This window comes from Pedobacter sp. AK013 (assembly GCF_014205835.1).
Classification (GTDB): domain Bacteria; phylum Bacteroidota; class Bacteroidia; order Sphingobacteriales; family Sphingobacteriaceae; genus Pedobacter.
Genome location: NZ_JACHCQ010000032.1, coordinates 62780 through 81236 on the forward strand (window position 1 = coordinate 62780; position 18457 = coordinate 81236).

The following is an 18457-nucleotide window of genomic DNA, read 5'->3' on the forward strand; positions in this document are numbered from 1 at the left end:
TTTTAATGGATATTCAATTTGTAGGCGAAAACCTGCTACCGGGTAAAATCGGGCAGTTTTTTATTGTGCTGGCGTTTAGTGCATCATTACTTTCAACAATCGCATACTTTTATGCCAGTCGCGAGAAAAATTTAGAAGATAGATCTTGGCGCAACTTAGGTCGGATTGGATTCTTGGTTAATTTTGCCTGTATAATTGGTATTGGAGCAATCTTATTCTACTTGGTACTGGGGCACTACAATGAATACAGTTATATTTATTGGCACTCCTCAAAACAGCTTCCAATTTATTATATTATTTCGGCTTTTTGGGAAGGACAGGAAGGCAGTTTCTTGCTTTGGGCTTTCTGGCAATCGTTTCTAGGTGCACTATTAATCTGGAAAGCTAAAACATGGGAACGCCCTGTAATGACAGTTGTAGCCCTCTCTCAAGTGTTTTTAACCTCAATGCTTTTAGGTGTAGAGATTTTTGGTGAGCGTATTGGAAGTTCTCCGTTTATCCTGTTAAGAGATTCGCTTGATTTAAAATCAATGGCCCCTGTCGTTTTTGCAAATCCTGAGAACTACGCTAATTATTTAAAATTTATTACCGATGGTAGAGGATTAAATCCATTGTTGCAAAATTATTGGATGGTCATTCATCCACCAACCTTGTTTTTAGGTTTTGCCAGTATGATTGTGCCTTTTGCCTATGGAATAGCGGCTTTATGGCAAAAAAGATATAAAGAATGGATTAAGCCAGCTATGCCTTGGGCGCTTTTTGCGGTAATGGTTTTAGGTACTGGTATTATTATGGGCTCTTTTTGGGCTTACGAAGCATTAAACTTTGGTGGTTTCTGGGCATGGGATCCTGTAGAAAATGCCTCTTTAATTCCTTGGTTAACCTTAATTGGTGCTGTACACGTAATGATTGCTTATAAGAATACTGGACATGCTTATTTTACCGCAATTGCTTTAGTATTTTTAAGTTTCTTATTGGTGCTTTATGCTTCTTTTTTAACCAGGAGTGGAATTTTAGGCGATACATCGGTTCACTCATTTACCGATATGGGTATGTTTGGCCACTTAATTTTATACAATGTTGTTTTCGCTGTTTTAGCAATTGTGCTAATTGTGGTAAGATGGAAAGAATTGCCAATTACCACTAAAGACGAAGAAACCTATTCGCGCGAGTTCTGGATGTTTATTGGCGCTTTAGTCGTAACCATCGCTTGTATTCAGGTTATATTCTCCACTTCAGTTCCTGTATTTAATAAAGCATTCGGCACTAAATTTACACCACCAATTGATGCAGTAAAATACTACAATCAGTGGCAGGCACCTTTTGCGGTATTAATTACCTTAATTTCAGGGTTTTCTCAATATTTAAAATACAAACGAACAGATCCTCGGAAATTTTATAGCAGTTTAATCTCTGCGATTTTGTTTTCGATTGTATTAACGGCAGGTTTGGTATATGTGGCTGAGATTTACACCAACACCATGTACATCCTGATTACCTTTAGCTGTTTATTTGCTGTACTTTCTAATGCGGCAATATTGTATCAGGCTTTTGGTGGTAAGGCAAAATTAGCGGGTTCTGCAATTGCGCACATTGGTTTTGCACTCTTAGTGTTAGGTGCATTAATTTCTGCGGCTACCAACAGACCCTTATCGATCAATACTACTAAATTTATTCCGGTAAAAGATTTCGAAAAAGTAGAAAAACCGGGTGAGAACATCATGTTATATAAAAACGAACCCAAGAAAATGGGTAAGTATACCGTAACCTATGTTGCCGATACCACTGTAGCACCTAATACCATTTACACCCTTAATTTTAAGGTTTTAGATAAAGAAGGTAAGGTTAAAGAAGATTTTAACTTACATCCACACGTACAGGAGAACGAAAAAATGGGCTTAATTGCCTCTCCTGATACCAAACATTACCTTACATACGATGTGTATACACACATTACCAGTGCAGCAGTTAAACAATCCTCTCACGAGGAGCATGAAGGGCATTCGGATGATGAAAATTATAAGGCGCCACGTATTGTAAAGGTTTCGGTAGGGGATACTATACATACCTCAAGTGGTGTGGTTACGGTTAAAGATTTAAACAGAAAACCTACTGCAAAAGATTTAGTTTTAGGTCAGGGCGATTATGCTGTTGGTTTACCATTAGAGGTTAATGCTGCTGGCAAAGTTTATAACACGGAGCCTATTTTCTTAATCAAAGGAAATAATACTTTCGATTTCGCACGTAAGGTAGACGAATTGGATCTAAAATTCCGTTTTTCCAGGGTATTGCCAGATGAGAAAAAAGTGGAGCTTCAAATTTTTGAGAAACCACAACAGGCTAAAGATTGGGTAGTTTTCAAAGCAATAGAATTTCCTTTTATCAATTTATATTGGGCCGGTACCATTGTAATGGTTGTTGGTTTTTTACTTTCAATTTTTAGAAGAAGAAAAGAGGCCAAAGCCGTATAAAGTCATGAAGATCGTTTTATTGGGTTCGGGAAATGTTGCCACGCACTTGGCTAAGGCTTTAAAGGCTAAAGGCGAAGATGTGATACAGGTATATAGCCCAAACTTAAATCATGCAAAATCTTTAGCTGTTACAATTGGAGCTGAAGGGCTAAACGATCTTACTGAAATTGAACGAAACGCTGATTTATATATTATCTCAATAAAAGACGATGCGATTGAAAGCGTTGCCAAATCATTAAAAAATGTAACTGGCCTAGTGGTACACACCTCTGGTACTACTGATATTCGTATCTTATCATCACAAGTTAAGCGAGCAGGTGTTTTTTATCCTTTGCAAACTTTTTCAAAAGGTAAAGAGGTTTCATTTGAAAATATCCCATTGTGCATCGAAGCGAATGATGAAAGTCAATTGTCGATTTTAAATACGCTGGCTGCTAAAATAAGCCATCGGGTATATGAGTTAGATGGCGAGAAAAGAAAAGTGTTACACCTCGCAGCCGTGTTTGCCTGTAATTTTGCGAATCACCTATATACTTTGGCGAATAAGATTTTAAACCAGAACGGCTTAGACTTTGAAATTATCAAGCCTTTAATTGCCGAAACAGCTGATAAGGTAATGAACAATCTACCTGAAAATGTGCAGACTGGGCCAGCAGTACGGGCAGATGAAAACACTTTAAATAAGCATTTGAGTATGTTAACCGATATGCCCGAATTGCAGAACATTTATCAAACATTGAGCGATAGCATAAAATTAACGCTGAAATAGCATAATTACGGCTTTTGCTTCTTACTTTTGCAAAATAACTATGAGCATTTTTAAACTAAAAATAAATTTTGAAGAAGCAGATCACGAATCTATTGAATTACCAATAGCAGCAGGCGAGTCTGTTTTAGATGTTTGCCTGGATAATGGAATCGAATTACAACACAACTGTGGTGGTGTTTGCGGTTGCAGTACCTGCCATGTGTATGTAACTAAGGGCATGGATAATATCGAAGAGATTTCTGACAAAGAAGAAGACTTTATTGACAGGGCAGTTCGTCCGAAAATTACTTCCCGCCTGGGTTGCCAGTGTGTAGTGATTAATGGCGATATCGAAGTTACCATTCCAGATCAGTCAGACTTTATGGGGCACTAATTAGTCTGGAGTCCAAAGTCCTTAGTCGGGAGTCGATTAATCGATTTCAATAATTAACCGATTAACCAATTCAAACAATTAACCAATAACAAAACATGAATAACGATAAATTTGCTTTACCTTTTTACTGGAACGACTATGAAGATATTGCAATGTCTTTATATGAGAAATTTGGTGATGATTTTACAGAGGCCAAAATCTACCGCATCCGTTTTACCGAACTTTTAGATTGGGTTTTATCATTACCCAACTTTAAAGGAACCCGTGAAGAAAGCAATGAAGGTCATTTAGAGCAAATTCAATCTGCTTGGGTTTACGAGTGGAGAGATAATCAATAGTTAGTCCTGAGTTCGGAGTCCTCAGCCTTGAGTCAACTCCAAACGTTTACCCCTAAACGCTAAACGCAACATGTTTCTTCAGAAATTAAAAGAAATTACCACATTCATTTTTGATGTAGATGGTGTGCTTACCGATGGAACCGTTCAGGTTACTGATAATGGTCAATCGTTGCGTACTTTTAACATTAAAGATGGTTATGCCATGCAGTTGGCTGTTAAAAGAGGGTATAACATTTGTATTATTTCTGGTGGAGATGGTATTGCTATGGGGAAGCGTTTTTTCAATCTGGGTGTAACCGATGTTTTCCTCGGGACAGGAGATAAGGTGGCCATTTTTAATCAATACCTTCAAGATAAAAAGATTGCTCCTGGAGAAGTACTTTACATGGGAGATGATATCCCTGATTTAAAAGTAATGAAACTTGTAGGGCTTCCAACCTGCCCGGCCGATGCCGTAGAAGAAATAAAAGCAATATCAACATTTATTTCTCCTTACAATGGAGGCAAAACTGCTGTCCGTGATATTATCGAGAAGGTAATGAAAGTACAGGGCAGATGGCACGATGAAAATCCAAATGCCGCAGATTCTGGTATGTAAATAAGTTCATTTGTCATTAGTTCGTTGGTAAGTTGTTCTTTTGATCAGTAACGGCTAATTGTTAACTTCAATCTTGCCATCATCATTGTCAATCCCGATCATTATTCGTAACAGTTAACTAAAAATTGACAACTGTTAACTGTACGTTATTCATCGCTCTTCCTTTGATTGTTATCCTGATCGTAGTCGAAGGATCTATTTGTATGTGACGCTCTCATTATAAATCTCTATCTCCAAAATTTGCAATACTTCAGATTATATGCGAAATTTACATCTATAAATTAATCAATCGATTGATTAATTTATAGATGTAAAAACCTTAATTTTAATTATATGAGTACATACCTTGTACCTGTCGATTTTTCTAAAACAGCTGATCACGCTGCGAAATATGCGGCCAGGCTGAGTTTCGCAATGGCGAACTCAAAAATTATACTGCTTAATGCCTACTATGTTTCGGAATATGAAAGCATCTTGCCAACGCCCGACTTAATTGTTACTACGGATGCTCATATCGCCGATGAAATTACGAGAAGGATCGAAGCACTCGAAAAACTTAAAGTAAAAATGTTGGAGATTAACCCTGAGGCCGATATAGAGGTTTCTTTAACAAGGGAAACCTTATTAAGATCCATCATCGATCGGGTAAATAGGGAAGAGATCGGACTTATTATTATCGGCAGTAATGGTAAAAGAGCGAAAGACGAAAGTGATATAGGTTCTAATGCGATCAAAATTTCTAAATCAAGTCCGGTTCCGGTTTTGGTTGTTCCGCCTAAGGCCGATTATCAATCGATCCGCAAAGCCATTTTGGCCTGCGATTTTAAAAAGGTTAAAGAGGTAATCCCCATGCATGCACTTAAAAATATCTTAAGCAAACATGCCTTAAAACTTTTGGTGCTCAATATCAACTCTGGCGGACCTATTAATATGCAAGAAGAACACATTTTACAAGAAATGCTCAAAGATTTTTCTCCCGCTTATCACTACGCCAATCATCCCGATACCATTAAAGGAATCGTAAAATTTGCCAAAAGTGAAGAAGCCCAGTTAATTATTGCACTGCCTAAAAAATACAGTTTTTTCGAAAACTTGTTGCATGAAAGTGTATCTCAAAAGTTAACCATTAAATCACATGTGCCGGTGTTATTGTTGAAAGATTAATAATATTGGATTTTGCAACAGGTAAGTTACATAATGCCTTTAAACTTTCATTTCCTTTTGCACTCCAACTAGCTCAAATTTTAACCAAAAACAACAAAAACAACATGAAAAAATTAATGATGATTTGCGGATTAATGCTAGGTATAGCTGGTTTCGCTAACGCGCAACAAGGTGGTGGACAAGGAAGAATGATGATGAAACCTGAAGAAAGAGTAAAACAGTTAGACGAAAAATTAAAATTATCTGATGATCAGAAAACAAAGTTAACCGCTGTTTTTACTGAGCAGGCAGAAACCATGAAAAAAATGCGCGAAGAAATGCAAGGTGCTGATAGGGATGCAATGAGAGAGAAAATGCAAAAAGTGCGTGCTGAAAATGATGCAAAAGTTACTGCTGTATTAACTGACGATCAGAAAAAAACATATGAAGCATGGCAAAAAGAGCAGCGTGCCGAAATGCAGAAACGTATGCAAGGTGGTGGAAATAATTAAATCTTGTTAAAATATTAAATAAGAAAGCGGCTTTATGTCGCTTTTCTTATTTTAGCAGAAAAATAAAATATGCCTGTCAATTTTCCTCCTATAATTTTAGCCTCTAAATCGCCACGGAGACAAGAACTTTTAACGCTTATGGGCTTAGATTTCAAAGTCGAACTAAAAGATGTGGATGAAAGTTACCCATCAGGTTTAAGTCCTGCAGAAATTGCGGTTTACATTTCAGAACAGAAGGCTAAGGCTTTTACTGCCAATGGTGAAATAGTAATTACCGCCGATACTATTGTAGCCTTAAACGGAGAAATTTTAGGTAAACCAGAAGATAGAACGCATGCACAAGAGATGTTAAAAAAACTATCGGGAAGCAGGCATGAGGTTTTTACCGGTGTAACGCTCGTTAAAGGTGATAGAATTCATTCATTTTACGACCGGACAGAAGTTTATTGTAAATCTGTTACAGCTGAAGAAATCGACTTTTATATTGATAATTATAAACCCTTTGATAAAGCCGGAAGTTATGGCGTACAAGATTGGTGGGGTATTGTAGTGGTAGAACGGATAGAAGGCTCTTATACAAACGTAATGGGCCTGCCAACAGAAAAGCTCTACAACGAACTGTTAAAATTTATTTAATCACTTGTGGAATTCTCGTAAAAGTTTCATCATCTAAGAAAATTAATCAAGATGAAAACGAGAATGAGCGAAATTACCATAGCCGAACCATGTTTACAGAACTGGGATGAAATGGATAAAGGAGAGGGTTTTAATTTCTGTAAAGCCTGTAGTAAAAATGTAATCGATTTTTCAGGTTATACCAACGCCCAAATCATCAGTATATTGGCTGGCGCTAGCTCTTCGGTATGTGGCCGCTTAAGCCAAAGCCAATTAAACCAGCTTAACCTTCACCTATCAATTGTACCAACAAGTAATAGAAACTGGATGAAATACCTAGGTGTACTCGCTATTGGCATGAGTATTTTTGTAATGGATGCCCGGGCAGGAAATTTGAAAACGCCAATTGAAATAACTAATCGCATAAATCACAAAATAGACGATAAAAAAACAGCTGTACCGAAAAGAATATATGGCTATGTTAACGGGGTAGATAATAAGCCTGTAGCTGGAATAAGGTTATCTATCCTCGATACCAAATACACGGCCTTAACTGATAAAAATGGTCGTTACGAAATTGTTTTGGATAATAATTTCGATATAAAAAAGAATCAATTGATGGTAGAAAGTATCCAATACGCAGCTCTGCTAACACTCGATTTTTCTAAAGAAAAACAAAATAATCTTACGCTTAAAAAAGCTGAACCTATGATTATGGGTAAGATAATGATTGCCCCAAAAAAGAAGTAACCCTAAATTAATTTAAGCTAACCAATGCTCAAGGGGTTGTATCGTAGATATAGATTTGTCATCCTGACCCTGTCGAAGGACTTACTTAAATACTTTTGATGTGTTTCGATACTTCGTCAAGCTCAGTACAGGCTGAGCTTAACATAACAGCATTTAAGCTGAAAATGCTGTTATGATGCAATTTCTTTTTTACATCAGACTAGCCAAAACACCCATCTTTAAATCGTAAGTAGAAAGTACCAGCTGGCTTATTTTGCAACGCCCTAAAACATAGTTGGTAATTAAAGCGGCAATTACAATCATGTCTACCCTTAAAGGGATCATTCCGGGCATTTTTGCTCTTTCGTTATGTGTAGCATTTAGTAGTTTAATAGAAGTTTCGATGTAGTTATTAAAATTGAATGCAAAGGTTTTAGCGGTATTAATATCTGTTTTTAGGTTATTTTTTCTGATAATGAGTTCAGCAAATGTTTCAAACGCTCCGGCAGATCCGATTAAAATTTCAGGGCGGTATTTTTCACAGATGTCGAAAAGATCGGCCAATTGATTTTGAATGTGGAATAAGATGGCATTTTTATCCGCGTCATTCATGGGGTCTGATTTAAAAAACTGCTGCATTAAACGTGCTGCACCTATATTATAACTTTTTTTCCAGATCAGTTTTTCATGATCGCACAAGATAAATTCTACACTTCCGCCGCCAATATCCATAATTAAGGATAGTCCTGTTATCGCCCCGCTCAGTTTTACGCCCTGATAAATTAATTCAGCTTCTTCATCGCCGGTAATCGTTTCGATGTTTATTCCGGTTTTTTCTTTTATGGCTTCAACAAAATCATGTCCGTTTTCTGCGCTTCTAACTGCCGAAGTTGCGGTAGCCCTAACCTTATTAACCTGGTATTTAGCAATGGTACGGCTAAAGGTTTCCAGGCAGTTTACACCTCTTTCAAAGGCTGCCGGAATAATAATATTGTCGTTAATTCTTCCTTCACCCAATTTGACAGGTACATTGGTTTTGTATAAAATTTCTGGCTGGTTTCCTGCTGTTTCAGCAATAAGCAAGTGGAAGGTATTCGTACCCAGGTCGATAACTGCGATGCGCATAGTTGATGTTTTTATTTTTGGAAAGCAGTAGCAGTAGCTCTTCGGTACCGATAGTCCTGCTATCCGTTAAATTCCGTTAACGTTTGTGCTAAATTAAGGGTAGTAGAGCGAAATACCACTGCTATCAGGTTTATTTTTCAGAACTTGTGGCTTTTAGCGAAATATTTAATGATATGAAATTTATACTATTGCCAGGTTCACTAAATAGTACCACTGATCTTTCTTAATAAACGGGATAGCAGCGGTAGCTCCCGATTTTTCATCGGGACTATAGCGTATAGCCGGACTAACTTTAATATGTGCACTAAATTGCTTTCCGAACCTATTTTACTAAATCTTGTAATTGTTTCGCATTATGTAATGCCCCAACTCCCCAGGTATTGTTAAAATATACAAAAATTTCGCTTTCTGTATCCTTGATCTGATTTTTGAGTGCTTTAATAACATTGATGTCGTATTCTGACTTGTAAAGCACGGGCTTCCCGTGAAAACGGTAATAAACGGTTGATGTATTCTGAATCGCCTCATCAGGTAAGGAAGAAGGATAGCTTTGTCCGCTAAAAATGATCTTATTTTTAGCGAGTTTTTTATAAATTTCTTCATCAAACCAACTGATGTGACGAAATTCTACCACATTTTTAAAATCTGGTTTTAAATTTTCGATCAATAGATTTAACCGCTCTGCACTATAATCGAACTTCGGCGGAAACTGAAAAAGTACAGCCCCCAATTTCTCTTTTAGCCCAATTTGAACAGCCTCCAAGAAATCATTTATCAGCTGCTCACATTCATTCAATTGTTTATAGTGTGTAATTAGCCTCGGTGCCTTAATCGTAAACAAAAAATCATTCGGACTTTCATTATACCATTTATCGAACGATTTTTGAGTGGGCATTTTATAAAAGGTAGAATTGATTTCTATGGTATTAAAATGCCCGCAATAATATTTAAACCAATCTTTTTGTGCTAAACCTTTAGGATAGAAAACCTCTTTCCATTCGCGGTAATAGAAGCCTGAACAACCAATTCTCCATTTCATAGATAGAAAACAGGTTATAAGGGGAAAGGTTTATATCCGTTATAGATTGCATTGAAAATAATTAATGAGATACCAATATCGCCAGATAACTTTAAATAGAAGTTGTTTTTATTCGCAACAAAACCTATTATTAACATGATTAACAAATAGAAAATTGAAAGTGTTAAAAATCAGGTAAATGGTGGATGATGAACTTTACTTTCAGCGTGATTTTTTGTCGAAGTAAAGAAAACCTCAATCAAGATCGGGGAAACTCAACCGATTAAATACAGTGCAAATGTTACTGATGTTATTGGGTACTTTCTGAAAGCGGTAGTGAGTTCGTCCATGTTTTGAAATTAATACAGGTTTAATGGATATAGTAACCCAAAACAGACTAAAATTCCAGTGGTGTCAGATGTTACCATCTGATACGGCGAAAATTGGATTGTCCATGTTTACTGGGATATTTCCTATAGTCAGATGGTAACATTTGACTTCACTAAAGCATGGATTTTGGTATGATGCTTTATTAAACAAAAAAACCGATGCTTGCGACATCAGTTTTCAATTTATATTTAATTAATTACTCGAAGTATTCTTTCATTCTTTCAAAGAAACTCTTATCATTTTTACCCGGTTGAGGTTTAAAGTTTGGCGATTCACGTAATTTTTCTAAAGTATTACGTTCGTCGCTACTTAAAGCTTTTGGGGTCCAGATGTTGATGTGGATAATCTCATCACCTCTATGGTAAGAATTCACTTCTGGTAAACCTTTACCTTTTAAGCGCAATAATTTTCCGCTTTGGGTACCAGGTTCAATTTTTATTTTTGCTTTACCATCAATGGTTGGTACTTCTATACTCATCCCTAAAGCAGCATCAACAAAACTTAAATGTAAATCGTATACAATATTATTGCCTTCGCGTTTAAGCGTTTCGTGAGGTGTTTCTTCGATTAAGATAATTAAATCGCCAGGGATACCACCATTAGGTGCTGCGTTTCCTTTTCCACTCATGCTTAATTGCATACCTTCACTTACACCTGCAGGAATATTGATGGTAATGGTTTCTTCACCGCGTACAACACCATCTCCATGACAAACTGAACACTTCGCAGTAATTTGTTGACCGCTACCATTACAGGTAGGGCAGGTAGATGCTGTTTGCATCTGGCCTAAAATGGTATTGGTTACCCTACGCACCTGACCACTGCCACCGCAGGTACCACAGGTACTTACCGATGATTTATCTTTTGCACCAGAGCCGTCGCAGGTTTTACAAACGATTAGTTTATTAACTTTGATTTTCTTTTCTGCACCATGTGCAATTTCTTCAAGTGTTAATTTAACTTTTATACGTAGGTTAGAACCTTTGGCAACACGGCGACCACCGCGTTGCTGACCACCGCCGCTAAAAAAGCTTTCGAAAGGATTGTGGCCACCAAATACATCTCCGAAATTGCTGAAAATATCGTCCATGTTCATGCCACCGCCATAACCACCGCCACTTGCGCCCCCAACACCAGCATGACCGTATTGATCATAACGCTGTTTTTTATCGGGACTGCTTAAAACTTCGTAAGCTTCTGCAGCTTCCTTAAATTTATCTTCTGCAGCTTTATCTCCCGGGTTTTTATCTGGGTGATATTTAATCGCCATCTTGCGATAAGCTTTTTTTATCTCATCAGCGGCTGCGCCCCTAGTTACGCCTAATACGTCGTAATAATCTCTTTTACTCATCTTCTTTATAAAATGATTGAATGATTGAGTGACGGAATGAGAGAATGGTAATTAGCATTCTCTCATTCAAATTCTCTCATTCAATAATTATTTCTTACGCTCCAACTACTACTTTAGCAAAGCGGATTACATTATCATTTAAGGTATAACCTTTTTCAACTTCGTCAATCACTTTCCCTTTAAGATCATCGCTAGGAGCAGGGATATTGGTAATTGCTTCGTGGAAATCGGTATTGAAAGGTTGACTAATACTTTCCACCTCTTTCAACCCTTTTTGTGCCAAGGTATTTTTCAGTTTTGTGCTTACCAATAATATACCTTCTTTAACCGGAGCTACTTCGGCAGCAGTTTCCATTGATTTTAATGCACGGTCAAAATCATCTAAAACAGGTAAAAGTGAAACAATTACATCTTTACCTGCAGTTTGCAATAATTCTATACGTTCTTTTTGTGTACGACGTTTATAATTGTCGAACTCGGCATATAAACGTAAATATTTGTCGTTAAGTTGTTGAACTTCCGCTTGCAATTTCTCTTCTGCAGATAATTCTGGTGCCTGTTCAGTTTCAGCGGTAGGAGCATCAGTATTCTCTACATTCTCAGCAGTATTTTCTGATGTATTTTCAGGATTCATTATATTTTCTTCTTTATCGTTATTTTTCTTCTTATTAAACATAATACTGGGCTGAATTTTTTTGTGTTAATCTCAACTATTTTGCCATAAACGGAAATCAGCCAAGCTGTCAGATTTATTTGTATTTATCTGAACAGATTGGCTGATTAGCTGACGGATGTCAGAATTTTTTATACAATTTGTGCATCCTCGTGCACAACTCCATTCTCACATTTAATAATGCGCGAAGGGAAAGTACGGATGATATGGTAATCGTGTGTGGCCATTAATACTGCAGTTCCCGCCTGGCTAATCTGTTTTAAAAGGGTCACAATTTCTTCTGATGTTTCTGGATCTAGATTCCCGGTAGGCTCATCAGCTAAGATTATCTCTGGATCATTTAATAAAGCTCTGGCAATAACAATACGTTGCTGCTCGCCACCAGAAATTTCGTGCGGCATTTTTTTGATTTTAGAACGCAAACCAACTTTGTCTAAAACATCTTTAATGCGTTCGTTAATTAGTTTTTCGTCTTTCCAACCTGTTGCCTTAAGTACAAATTCGAGGTTTTTTTCAATAGTTCTATCGGTAAGCAATTGAAAATCCTGAAAAACTACACCCAGTTTACGGCGTAAAAACGGTACCTGGCTTTCTTTTAAGTTCTTAAGGTCGAAACCAGCAATATTACCTTCGCCATTGCCAATATGTAAGTCGCCATATAATATTTTAAGCAAACTGCTCTTTCCTGAACCTGTTTGGCCAATAAGGAATACAAATTCGTCTTTTTCGATGTGTAAATTTACGTTTGAGAGGACTAGATGTTTCTGTTGAAAAACATCAACATTGCTTAAATGAATTACTGAATTGCCTGCCATTTTATATTTCTAATTTTGCAATCTGCCCGAAAGGCAAATCTTTAACCATTTCCATAATGTATTCTTGCTTGTCGCCAAGTCCGAGTTTTTCCAGCGATTTATCAGGTCTATCAACCCTAAAATAGGCTAAAAGTGTAAACTTGTCATCTCTTAACTGTACGTAATCTGGAATTTTGGCTATGCCTTTAACTTTAACGATATACATTGTGTCCAAAAATAGCATTTCCAAATGATAAGCGAAAGAATGAAGTCCTTTTTATCTCATCAGCATTACCCAGCCAGTATAGGTTTTAAAATCTTTGTTTAAATAAATGCTGTAATAATATACTGCTGGTGGAAGATCTTTTCCATTCATTTTTCCGTCCCAGCCCTTAAAAGTTCCGTTACTTTGATAAACAAGTTGGCCATATCTATTGGTTACTTTAACAATAGATCCCGGGAAAGAGGCAATAGATGGGATATTCCAGGTATCGTTTACATCATCACCATTTGGTGTAAAACTATTGGGGATTACCACTTTTGGATAAACCTTGATAAAAACCTCATCGTTACTGCTGTTACAGCCTAAATTTGAACTTGCATGTAAAGTATAGGTAATATCTTTAGTTGGTGTAGCAGTGGGATTGAGTTTGGTAGGATCATCGAGATAATCTGATGGTGTCCAGAAATAGGTAAAATCATCTCCACTCACTTTACCGTTTAAAATTGTTGATTGCCCGGTAACGATTGTTTGATCTACACCTGCATCAGTTACTACATTTTTATTCACATTGACGGTGATTACTGCAGTTTCAAAACAGTTGTTATTGGAAACCTTTACCGTGTAAGTAGTTGTTTCTGTTGGCGAAGCAATAGGATTAGATGTTTGCGGATTAGAGAGGCCATTGGATGGAGTCCAGAGATAAGAACTACCTCCAGATGCTTCCAGTTGAACCGATTTTCCTTCACAAATGGTTGCGCTTTGGATATTGGTTATTGGAATGATTGGCGCTAAAACCTCAACGGTTGTTGTTGCAGGGAATGTACACCCATTTGCTGTAACCTGAACAGTATAGGTGCCTTCCATTGCTTTAGTAGCATTGGGAATGGATGGACTTTTATCTGTTGAGCTAAATTGATTCGGGCCCGTCCAGCTGTAACTTGTTCCGCCAGATGCATTTAACTGAATGTTACTACCAATACAAACTGGTCCTGAATTTTCTGCAATAGCTGTTGGCAATGGATTTACAGTGACCTTTATTGGCTCCGATACTGCCCTGCAGTAAGTTCTATTGATATTGCCATTCATGGCCGTAATTAACCGATATTGATAAGTGCCAGGTATGCGGTTCAAAAAATCTATAGCAGCTTGTTTTGTGGTTTTGTCAACCATATCGGCCCAACCGCTACCCGTATTTTCCTGCCATTGGTAAACAGCGTTTGTATATCCTGCTGTAATATTTGCATCTAATATGAAATTGCTGGTATTACCCTCACACATGTTTAATAAAGAGGCATTAGTGTTAAAAAATGGAGTGATAGCCGGACCACAGGCTTGTACGGTAATATCATCCAAAGCAAAATCGTTACCACTATTTGTAAGTGTATTGTTAACGAGCTGTAAGGTTATGGTTGAGCTGTTGCCATTGGTAAAGTCTATAAAATATTGATGCCATGTTCCATCAGGCAGTACATCTTCGGTTGGCTTTTCGACTAATATATTATTATCGGGATCGGTTATGCGCAAAATCATATTTGGATTTCGCGCATTAGCAGCAGGCGAATTGGTGTTTAATACCCAAATGGATAAACGTAAAGTGGTATTTGGACATAAATTGTCCATTCGTTGCTCAAAAAATACAGTTCGGGTTGCTATACCATCAATTAAAAGCATTAAACCATTTGGATCTCCGGTATGATCAGCATGTGGTTGCCAATAAATGGTAAGGGGATTCCCTGGTGTAGCTGGCGTTTTTACCAAACCCGATTGGTTAGCCGTTAAATTACGTGGGCTTACTCCCGGAGGGCCAACAAAAGTGGTATAAGTAGTGGCACCTGGTGCATATTGGGCCAATGGTCCATACCAGCTATCGGTATTGTTTCCCTGTCCAAAGGTCTGACTAATGAGCGGTTGACCAAAAGTTCCGTTACAAAGTTGCGCTTTTGCAAAATTTGCAAACAAGAGGATAGAAAGAAAAAATAACGCTTTCGATAGAGAGTGCATTTACTGGCTCAGGTTTATGCAATATTAAATAAATTTAAAATCTAAATTGCTATGAATGAGCAAAGTTGCAGACTAATATTAGTTTAACCCATTCAAAAACGCAATGGTATTCACATTATCTGCATAATCCCAAAGTTTTGGGTGCTGGCTTTGGCCAAAACCAAAAGTTTTAACATTTAAAGCCGATTTGGTAATGATACATTGAATGTTTTCTGAGTTTTCCTTTAGTTTATTTTCTACTTCTTGGAGGTTATTATATTCTTCATAAAAGAGAACGGCCAAAGGCGATGTAAAGCTTTCATCCTCCTTTAGTAACAAAAAGCCATTGTCGAAGTGTTTAGCCGCATTAACCAGATAGATAGATTTATTATAATCGTAATTATTATTGTATTTAAAGTGGTTGATAATAGGCTGAAAACTTTCTATGCCTTCGTAAAACTTTGCAATGTCATATCCTTTTGGAAAATATATTTTAGAAACATTTCGGCATCCCAGTCCAAAATAATCAAAAATATCTTTACCCAGGTTTTGAATATCCTCGAAACTTTCAGAACCATCCAAAACTGCCACACTATTTCTATTTTTCCTGATAATGTTGGGTACTTTGCTGAAATAGTAGTCAAAATAACGTGATGAATTGTTGCTTCCTGTCGCAATAACAGCATCAAAATCTTTTAAGCGCTCAACATACTCTATTTTATCATCAAAAGCAGGTTCTATTTTAATCAGCTCTGTAATTACGGCCTTAATTAATTTATCGTCAGCCGAAGAAAGTTTGATTAAAGCAATATTGCCCGTGGCCAATACGCTTAAAACATCATGTAAACCCACCATTGGAATATTTCCTGCGAGGATTAAACCCACCTTTTTAGGGGATGTGCTAAATTTGATCGATTTAAACCAAACAGCCAAATCAGCCTCATTTAACATGTCAGCAAAAGATAAAATAGATTTTTTTACATTTTCTGCGGTAAACCATGCATTAGTGCTTTCAGCGCTATAAAATGCATTTCCTAGTATGTCAGTAGGGTTTGTAAGCAATTTACCCAGGTTGTTAAATGCGGTTATTGCTTTTTCTTGAGTTAATGCTGACATATTTAGAATTATTATTAAGTGATTATATATTATATTTGCATCGCAAAGGTAAACTAAGCAAAAGAATTAGACGAAAACATGGCGATTAAAATAACAGATGAGTGTATAAATTGTGGGGCTTGCGAACCGGAATGTCCTAACAACGCAATTTACGATGCCGGTACTGCATGGCGTTTTTCTGATGGTACTAACTTAAATGGTATCATTGATTTTGGTAATCAACAAATTGAAGCTGATGCCGCTCAGGAAGCCGTTTCAGATGAAGTTTATTACATTGTATCCGATAAGTGTACAGAGTGTAAGGGCTTTCATGACGAGCCTCAGTGTGCAGCAGTTTGCCCAGTTGATTGTTGCGTAGATGACGAAGATATTCGTGAAACCGAAGAAGAATTATTGGCGAAAAAAGCTTGGTTACATCAGGAAGGATAAGCTTTATAAGATATTTGTATGAAAGTCTCACGTAAAGTGGGACTTTTTTGTTTTTATGTATTTTTCAGTTTTTTGTACCTGGATGCCAGGATCTTATTGAAATAATCGTCATTTCAACTGTTGCATAGCGGATGGAGAAATCTACAAGTAAACTATTTCATGGAATTACCTGAGTATAGATCCTTCGACTCCGCTCAGGATGACAACCGTGTTGGGAGGAATGATCGATAGAATCTATTCTTGATAATAATTGTTTTTTTTCGTCAAAAATGCACAGATTGTTACTAAGTATTTTGTGCCATGCTAACCAATGAACCAATTAATCTACTTCAAATTTATTAGGGATAATTAAAACAGGGCAAGCTGACTTCCTTGCTACGTGTTCGGCAACGCTACCCATTAAAAAATGGTACAAGCCCGTGCGTCCATAAGTGCCAATAACAATTAAATCGGATCCCCACTCATCTGATTGTTGGATAATGCCATGGGCTGCGGTATCAACAATGCTCAGGTAGGTAGTGGCTATCCCTTTTCCGTATTTAGTTTCCATTTCTTTTAGTAAAATATGGCTGTTTTCTTCGCTGTTATCGTAAGTCTCTAGAAATACAGGTGCCAATGTTAAATCGGGGTTTACGTTGGCTGGGATAGGCTCGATAATATTAACCAATGCTACTTCTGCTCCAAATTTTTCAGCCATGTCGTAACCGGCTTTTGCCGCTTTTTCTGAGCAGGTACTATTATCAACGGCAATTAATATCTTTTTAAAATTCATGGCGAGCTTATTTAAAAGGTGATCATCATAAAAATAACAAATTTGTAGACAAAATGTTAGGCAATGGATGGATTTTATTAGTTTTACAGTAGTTTCACGAGCATATTTAAATGGAAAATCAATACGGTATTTGTAGAGTTGCTGTAGCGCCCTTAAGAGCTGAAGCATCAGATAAAGCAGAAATTGTTTCGCAGCTTTTATTTGGCGATCATGTAGAAATTATACAGAAGGAGGAACGCTGGTGGCTCATTCAAAATGGCTATGACGGTTATGAAGGCTGGATGGATTTCAGGCAGTTGGCGCCGATTACCCAAAGCCAGTTTGCAAAAATGCACGATTGTAAATTGCTTGCTCCTTTGAGTTTTAATAATGTGTTAACAGCGGCCGATGGAAGTTCATATCATTTGAGTCCGGCAAGTAATCTTCCTTTTTTAAAAGATGGTTTTTGTTATGCAGGTGAGGAAAAGTTTAAACTGAATTTCGAAGCATATGATAATAGTGCTGTAGATTTTACTGATAAAGTTACCGAAACGGCTAAATTTTTTCAAAACATCCCATATTTATGGGGCGGGAGGCATCTGTTTGGCTTAGATTGCTCTGGTTTTGTACAAACTGTATTTAAAATGTTGGGCATTAGGTTAAACCGCGATGCCTCACAGCAGGCCGAACAAGGTGAACTGGTTGGTTTTTTAGCTGAATGTAAGGCTGGTGATGTTGCTTTTTTTGATAACGATGAAGGCAGGATTACGCATGTAGGTATTATGCTGAGTCCAAATGAAATCATCCACTCTTCAGCAAAAGTAAAAATCGATCCGATTGATGACCAGGGGGTTTTTAATAAAGAGTTGGGTAAATATTCGCACAAGCTGAGAATTATCAAACGTTTTGTGGAATAATAGCTGAAAATGTATCCTATTTTTTTTAGATACTTTGTCTAATTTGATCGTCATGCTGAATTTATTTCACTGTTGTCCGGAGAAATATTTTTTTGTTTATAAAAAAGGGTAGCTTTAAGTCTACCCTTTGTAGTGTTATATT

General features: G+C 37.1%; 20 protein-coding genes. 11 read left to right on the top strand and 9 right to left on the bottom strand.

Going from position 1 to position 18457, the window contains the following annotated elements; all coding sequences use genetic code 11:
* Window positions 1-5 precede the first annotated feature (5 nt).
* From HDC90_RS19625 to HDC90_RS19665, 9 genes are all read left to right on the top strand, one after another.
* A complete protein-coding gene (locus HDC90_RS19625) occupies window positions 6-2471 on the top strand; it encodes a heme lyase CcmF/NrfE family subunit (RefSeq protein WP_184469414.1) in 2466 nt (821 codons plus the stop codon).
* Window positions 2472-2475: 4 nt separating this feature from the next.
* Window positions 2476-3240 (top strand): Rossmann-like and DUF2520 domain-containing protein, encoded by a 765-nt coding sequence (locus HDC90_RS19630; protein ID WP_184469416.1) that lies wholly within the window; start codon window positions 2476-2478, stop codon window positions 3238-3240.
* A gap of 40 nt (window positions 3241-3280) precedes the next feature.
* A complete protein-coding gene (locus tag HDC90_RS19635) occupies window positions 3281-3613 on the top strand; it encodes a 2Fe-2S iron-sulfur cluster-binding protein (RefSeq protein WP_029275355.1) in 333 nt (110 codons plus the stop codon).
* 95 nt (window positions 3614-3708) lie between these two features.
* On the top strand, window positions 3709-3951 hold the full coding sequence (iscX, locus tag HDC90_RS19640) for a Fe-S cluster assembly protein IscX (protein ID WP_167293382.1): 243 nt from the start codon (window positions 3709-3711) through the stop codon (window positions 3949-3951).
* Between the two features lie 70 nt (window positions 3952-4021).
* Window positions 4022-4549: an HAD family hydrolase gene (locus tag HDC90_RS19645; RefSeq protein WP_184469418.1), complete on the top strand. Its 528-nt coding sequence runs from the start codon at window positions 4022-4024 to the stop codon at window positions 4547-4549.
* Window positions 4550-4882: 333 nt separating this feature from the next.
* The gene (locus tag HDC90_RS19650) at window positions 4883-5713 is read left to right on the top strand and encodes a universal stress protein (protein ID WP_184469420.1); all 831 of its coding nucleotides are present in this window, start codon (window positions 4883-4885) and stop codon (window positions 5711-5713) included.
* Window positions 5714-5718: 5 nt separating this feature from the next.
* Window positions 5719-6204: a hypothetical protein gene (locus HDC90_RS19655; RefSeq protein WP_255497764.1), complete on the top strand. Its 486-nt coding sequence runs from the start codon at window positions 5719-5721 to the stop codon at window positions 6202-6204.
* A 69-nt stretch (window positions 6205-6273) separates the two neighbouring features.
* Window positions 6274-6840, top strand: coding sequence for a nucleoside triphosphate pyrophosphatase (locus HDC90_RS19660; protein WP_184469422.1), 567 nt, complete (start codon window positions 6274-6276; stop codon window positions 6838-6840).
* Between the two features lie 51 nt (window positions 6841-6891).
* Window positions 6892-7569 (top strand): hypothetical protein, encoded by a 678-nt coding sequence (locus tag HDC90_RS19665; protein WP_184469424.1) that lies wholly within the window; start codon window positions 6892-6894, stop codon window positions 7567-7569.
* Between the two features lie 189 nt (window positions 7570-7758).
* Here the strand turns inward: HDC90_RS19665 and HDC90_RS19670 are convergent, their stop codons facing one another.
* The 8 genes from HDC90_RS19670 to HDC90_RS19705 form a co-directional block, all read right to left on the bottom strand.
* Window positions 7759-8673: an exopolyphosphatase gene (locus HDC90_RS19670; protein WP_184469426.1), complete on the bottom strand. Its 915-nt coding sequence runs from the start codon at window positions 8671-8673 to the stop codon at window positions 7759-7761.
* A 322-nt stretch (window positions 8674-8995) separates the two neighbouring features.
* A complete protein-coding gene (locus HDC90_RS19675) occupies window positions 8996-9712 on the bottom strand; it encodes a DUF72 domain-containing protein (protein ID WP_184469428.1) in 717 nt (238 codons plus the stop codon).
* A 565-nt stretch (window positions 9713-10277) separates the two neighbouring features.
* Window positions 10278-11432, bottom strand: a complete 1155-nt coding sequence (gene dnaJ / locus HDC90_RS19680; RefSeq protein WP_184469431.1) for a molecular chaperone DnaJ — start codon at window positions 11430-11432, stop codon at window positions 10278-10280.
* A gap of 94 nt (window positions 11433-11526) precedes the next feature.
* Complete coding sequence (locus HDC90_RS19685; protein WP_184469433.1) at window positions 11527-12108, bottom strand: nucleotide exchange factor GrpE; 582 nt, start codon at window positions 12106-12108, stop codon at window positions 11527-11529.
* A gap of 128 nt (window positions 12109-12236) precedes the next feature.
* On the bottom strand, window positions 12237-12920 hold the full coding sequence (locus tag HDC90_RS19690) for a cell division ATP-binding protein FtsE (RefSeq protein ID WP_029278680.1): 684 nt from the start codon (window positions 12918-12920) through the stop codon (window positions 12237-12239).
* Between the two features lies 1 nt (window position 12921).
* Window positions 12922-13125, bottom strand: a complete 204-nt coding sequence (locus HDC90_RS19695; protein ID WP_057932355.1) for a hypothetical protein — start codon at window positions 13123-13125, stop codon at window positions 12922-12924.
* A 51-nt stretch (window positions 13126-13176) separates the two neighbouring features.
* On the bottom strand, window positions 13177-15123 hold the full coding sequence (locus HDC90_RS19700) for a T9SS type B sorting domain-containing protein (protein WP_184469435.1): 1947 nt from the start codon (window positions 15121-15123) through the stop codon (window positions 13177-13179).
* A 78-nt stretch (window positions 15124-15201) separates the two neighbouring features.
* Window positions 15202-16218 (bottom strand): acyl-CoA reductase, encoded by a 1017-nt coding sequence (locus HDC90_RS19705; RefSeq protein ID WP_184469437.1) that lies wholly within the window; start codon window positions 16216-16218, stop codon window positions 15202-15204.
* Between the two features lie 78 nt (window positions 16219-16296).
* Between HDC90_RS19705 and HDC90_RS19710 the strand changes: the two genes are divergently transcribed.
* Window positions 16297-16647 carry a 4Fe-4S dicluster domain-containing protein gene (locus HDC90_RS19710; RefSeq protein WP_025143125.1) on the top strand — a complete coding sequence of 117 codons (351 nt, stop codon included), beginning with the start codon at window positions 16297-16299 and terminating at the stop codon, window positions 16645-16647.
* Window positions 16648-16966: 319 nt separating this feature from the next.
* Here HDC90_RS19710 and HDC90_RS19715 read toward each other — a convergent pair whose 3' ends face one another.
* Window positions 16967-17419 (bottom strand): universal stress protein, encoded by a 453-nt coding sequence (locus HDC90_RS19715; RefSeq protein WP_184469438.1) that lies wholly within the window; start codon window positions 17417-17419, stop codon window positions 16967-16969.
* Between the two features lie 110 nt (window positions 17420-17529).
* Between HDC90_RS19715 and HDC90_RS19720 the strand changes: the two genes are divergently transcribed.
* Window positions 17530-18315, top strand: a complete 786-nt coding sequence (locus HDC90_RS19720; protein ID WP_184469440.1) for a C40 family peptidase — start codon at window positions 17530-17532, stop codon at window positions 18313-18315.
* Window positions 18316-18457 lie beyond the last annotated feature (142 nt).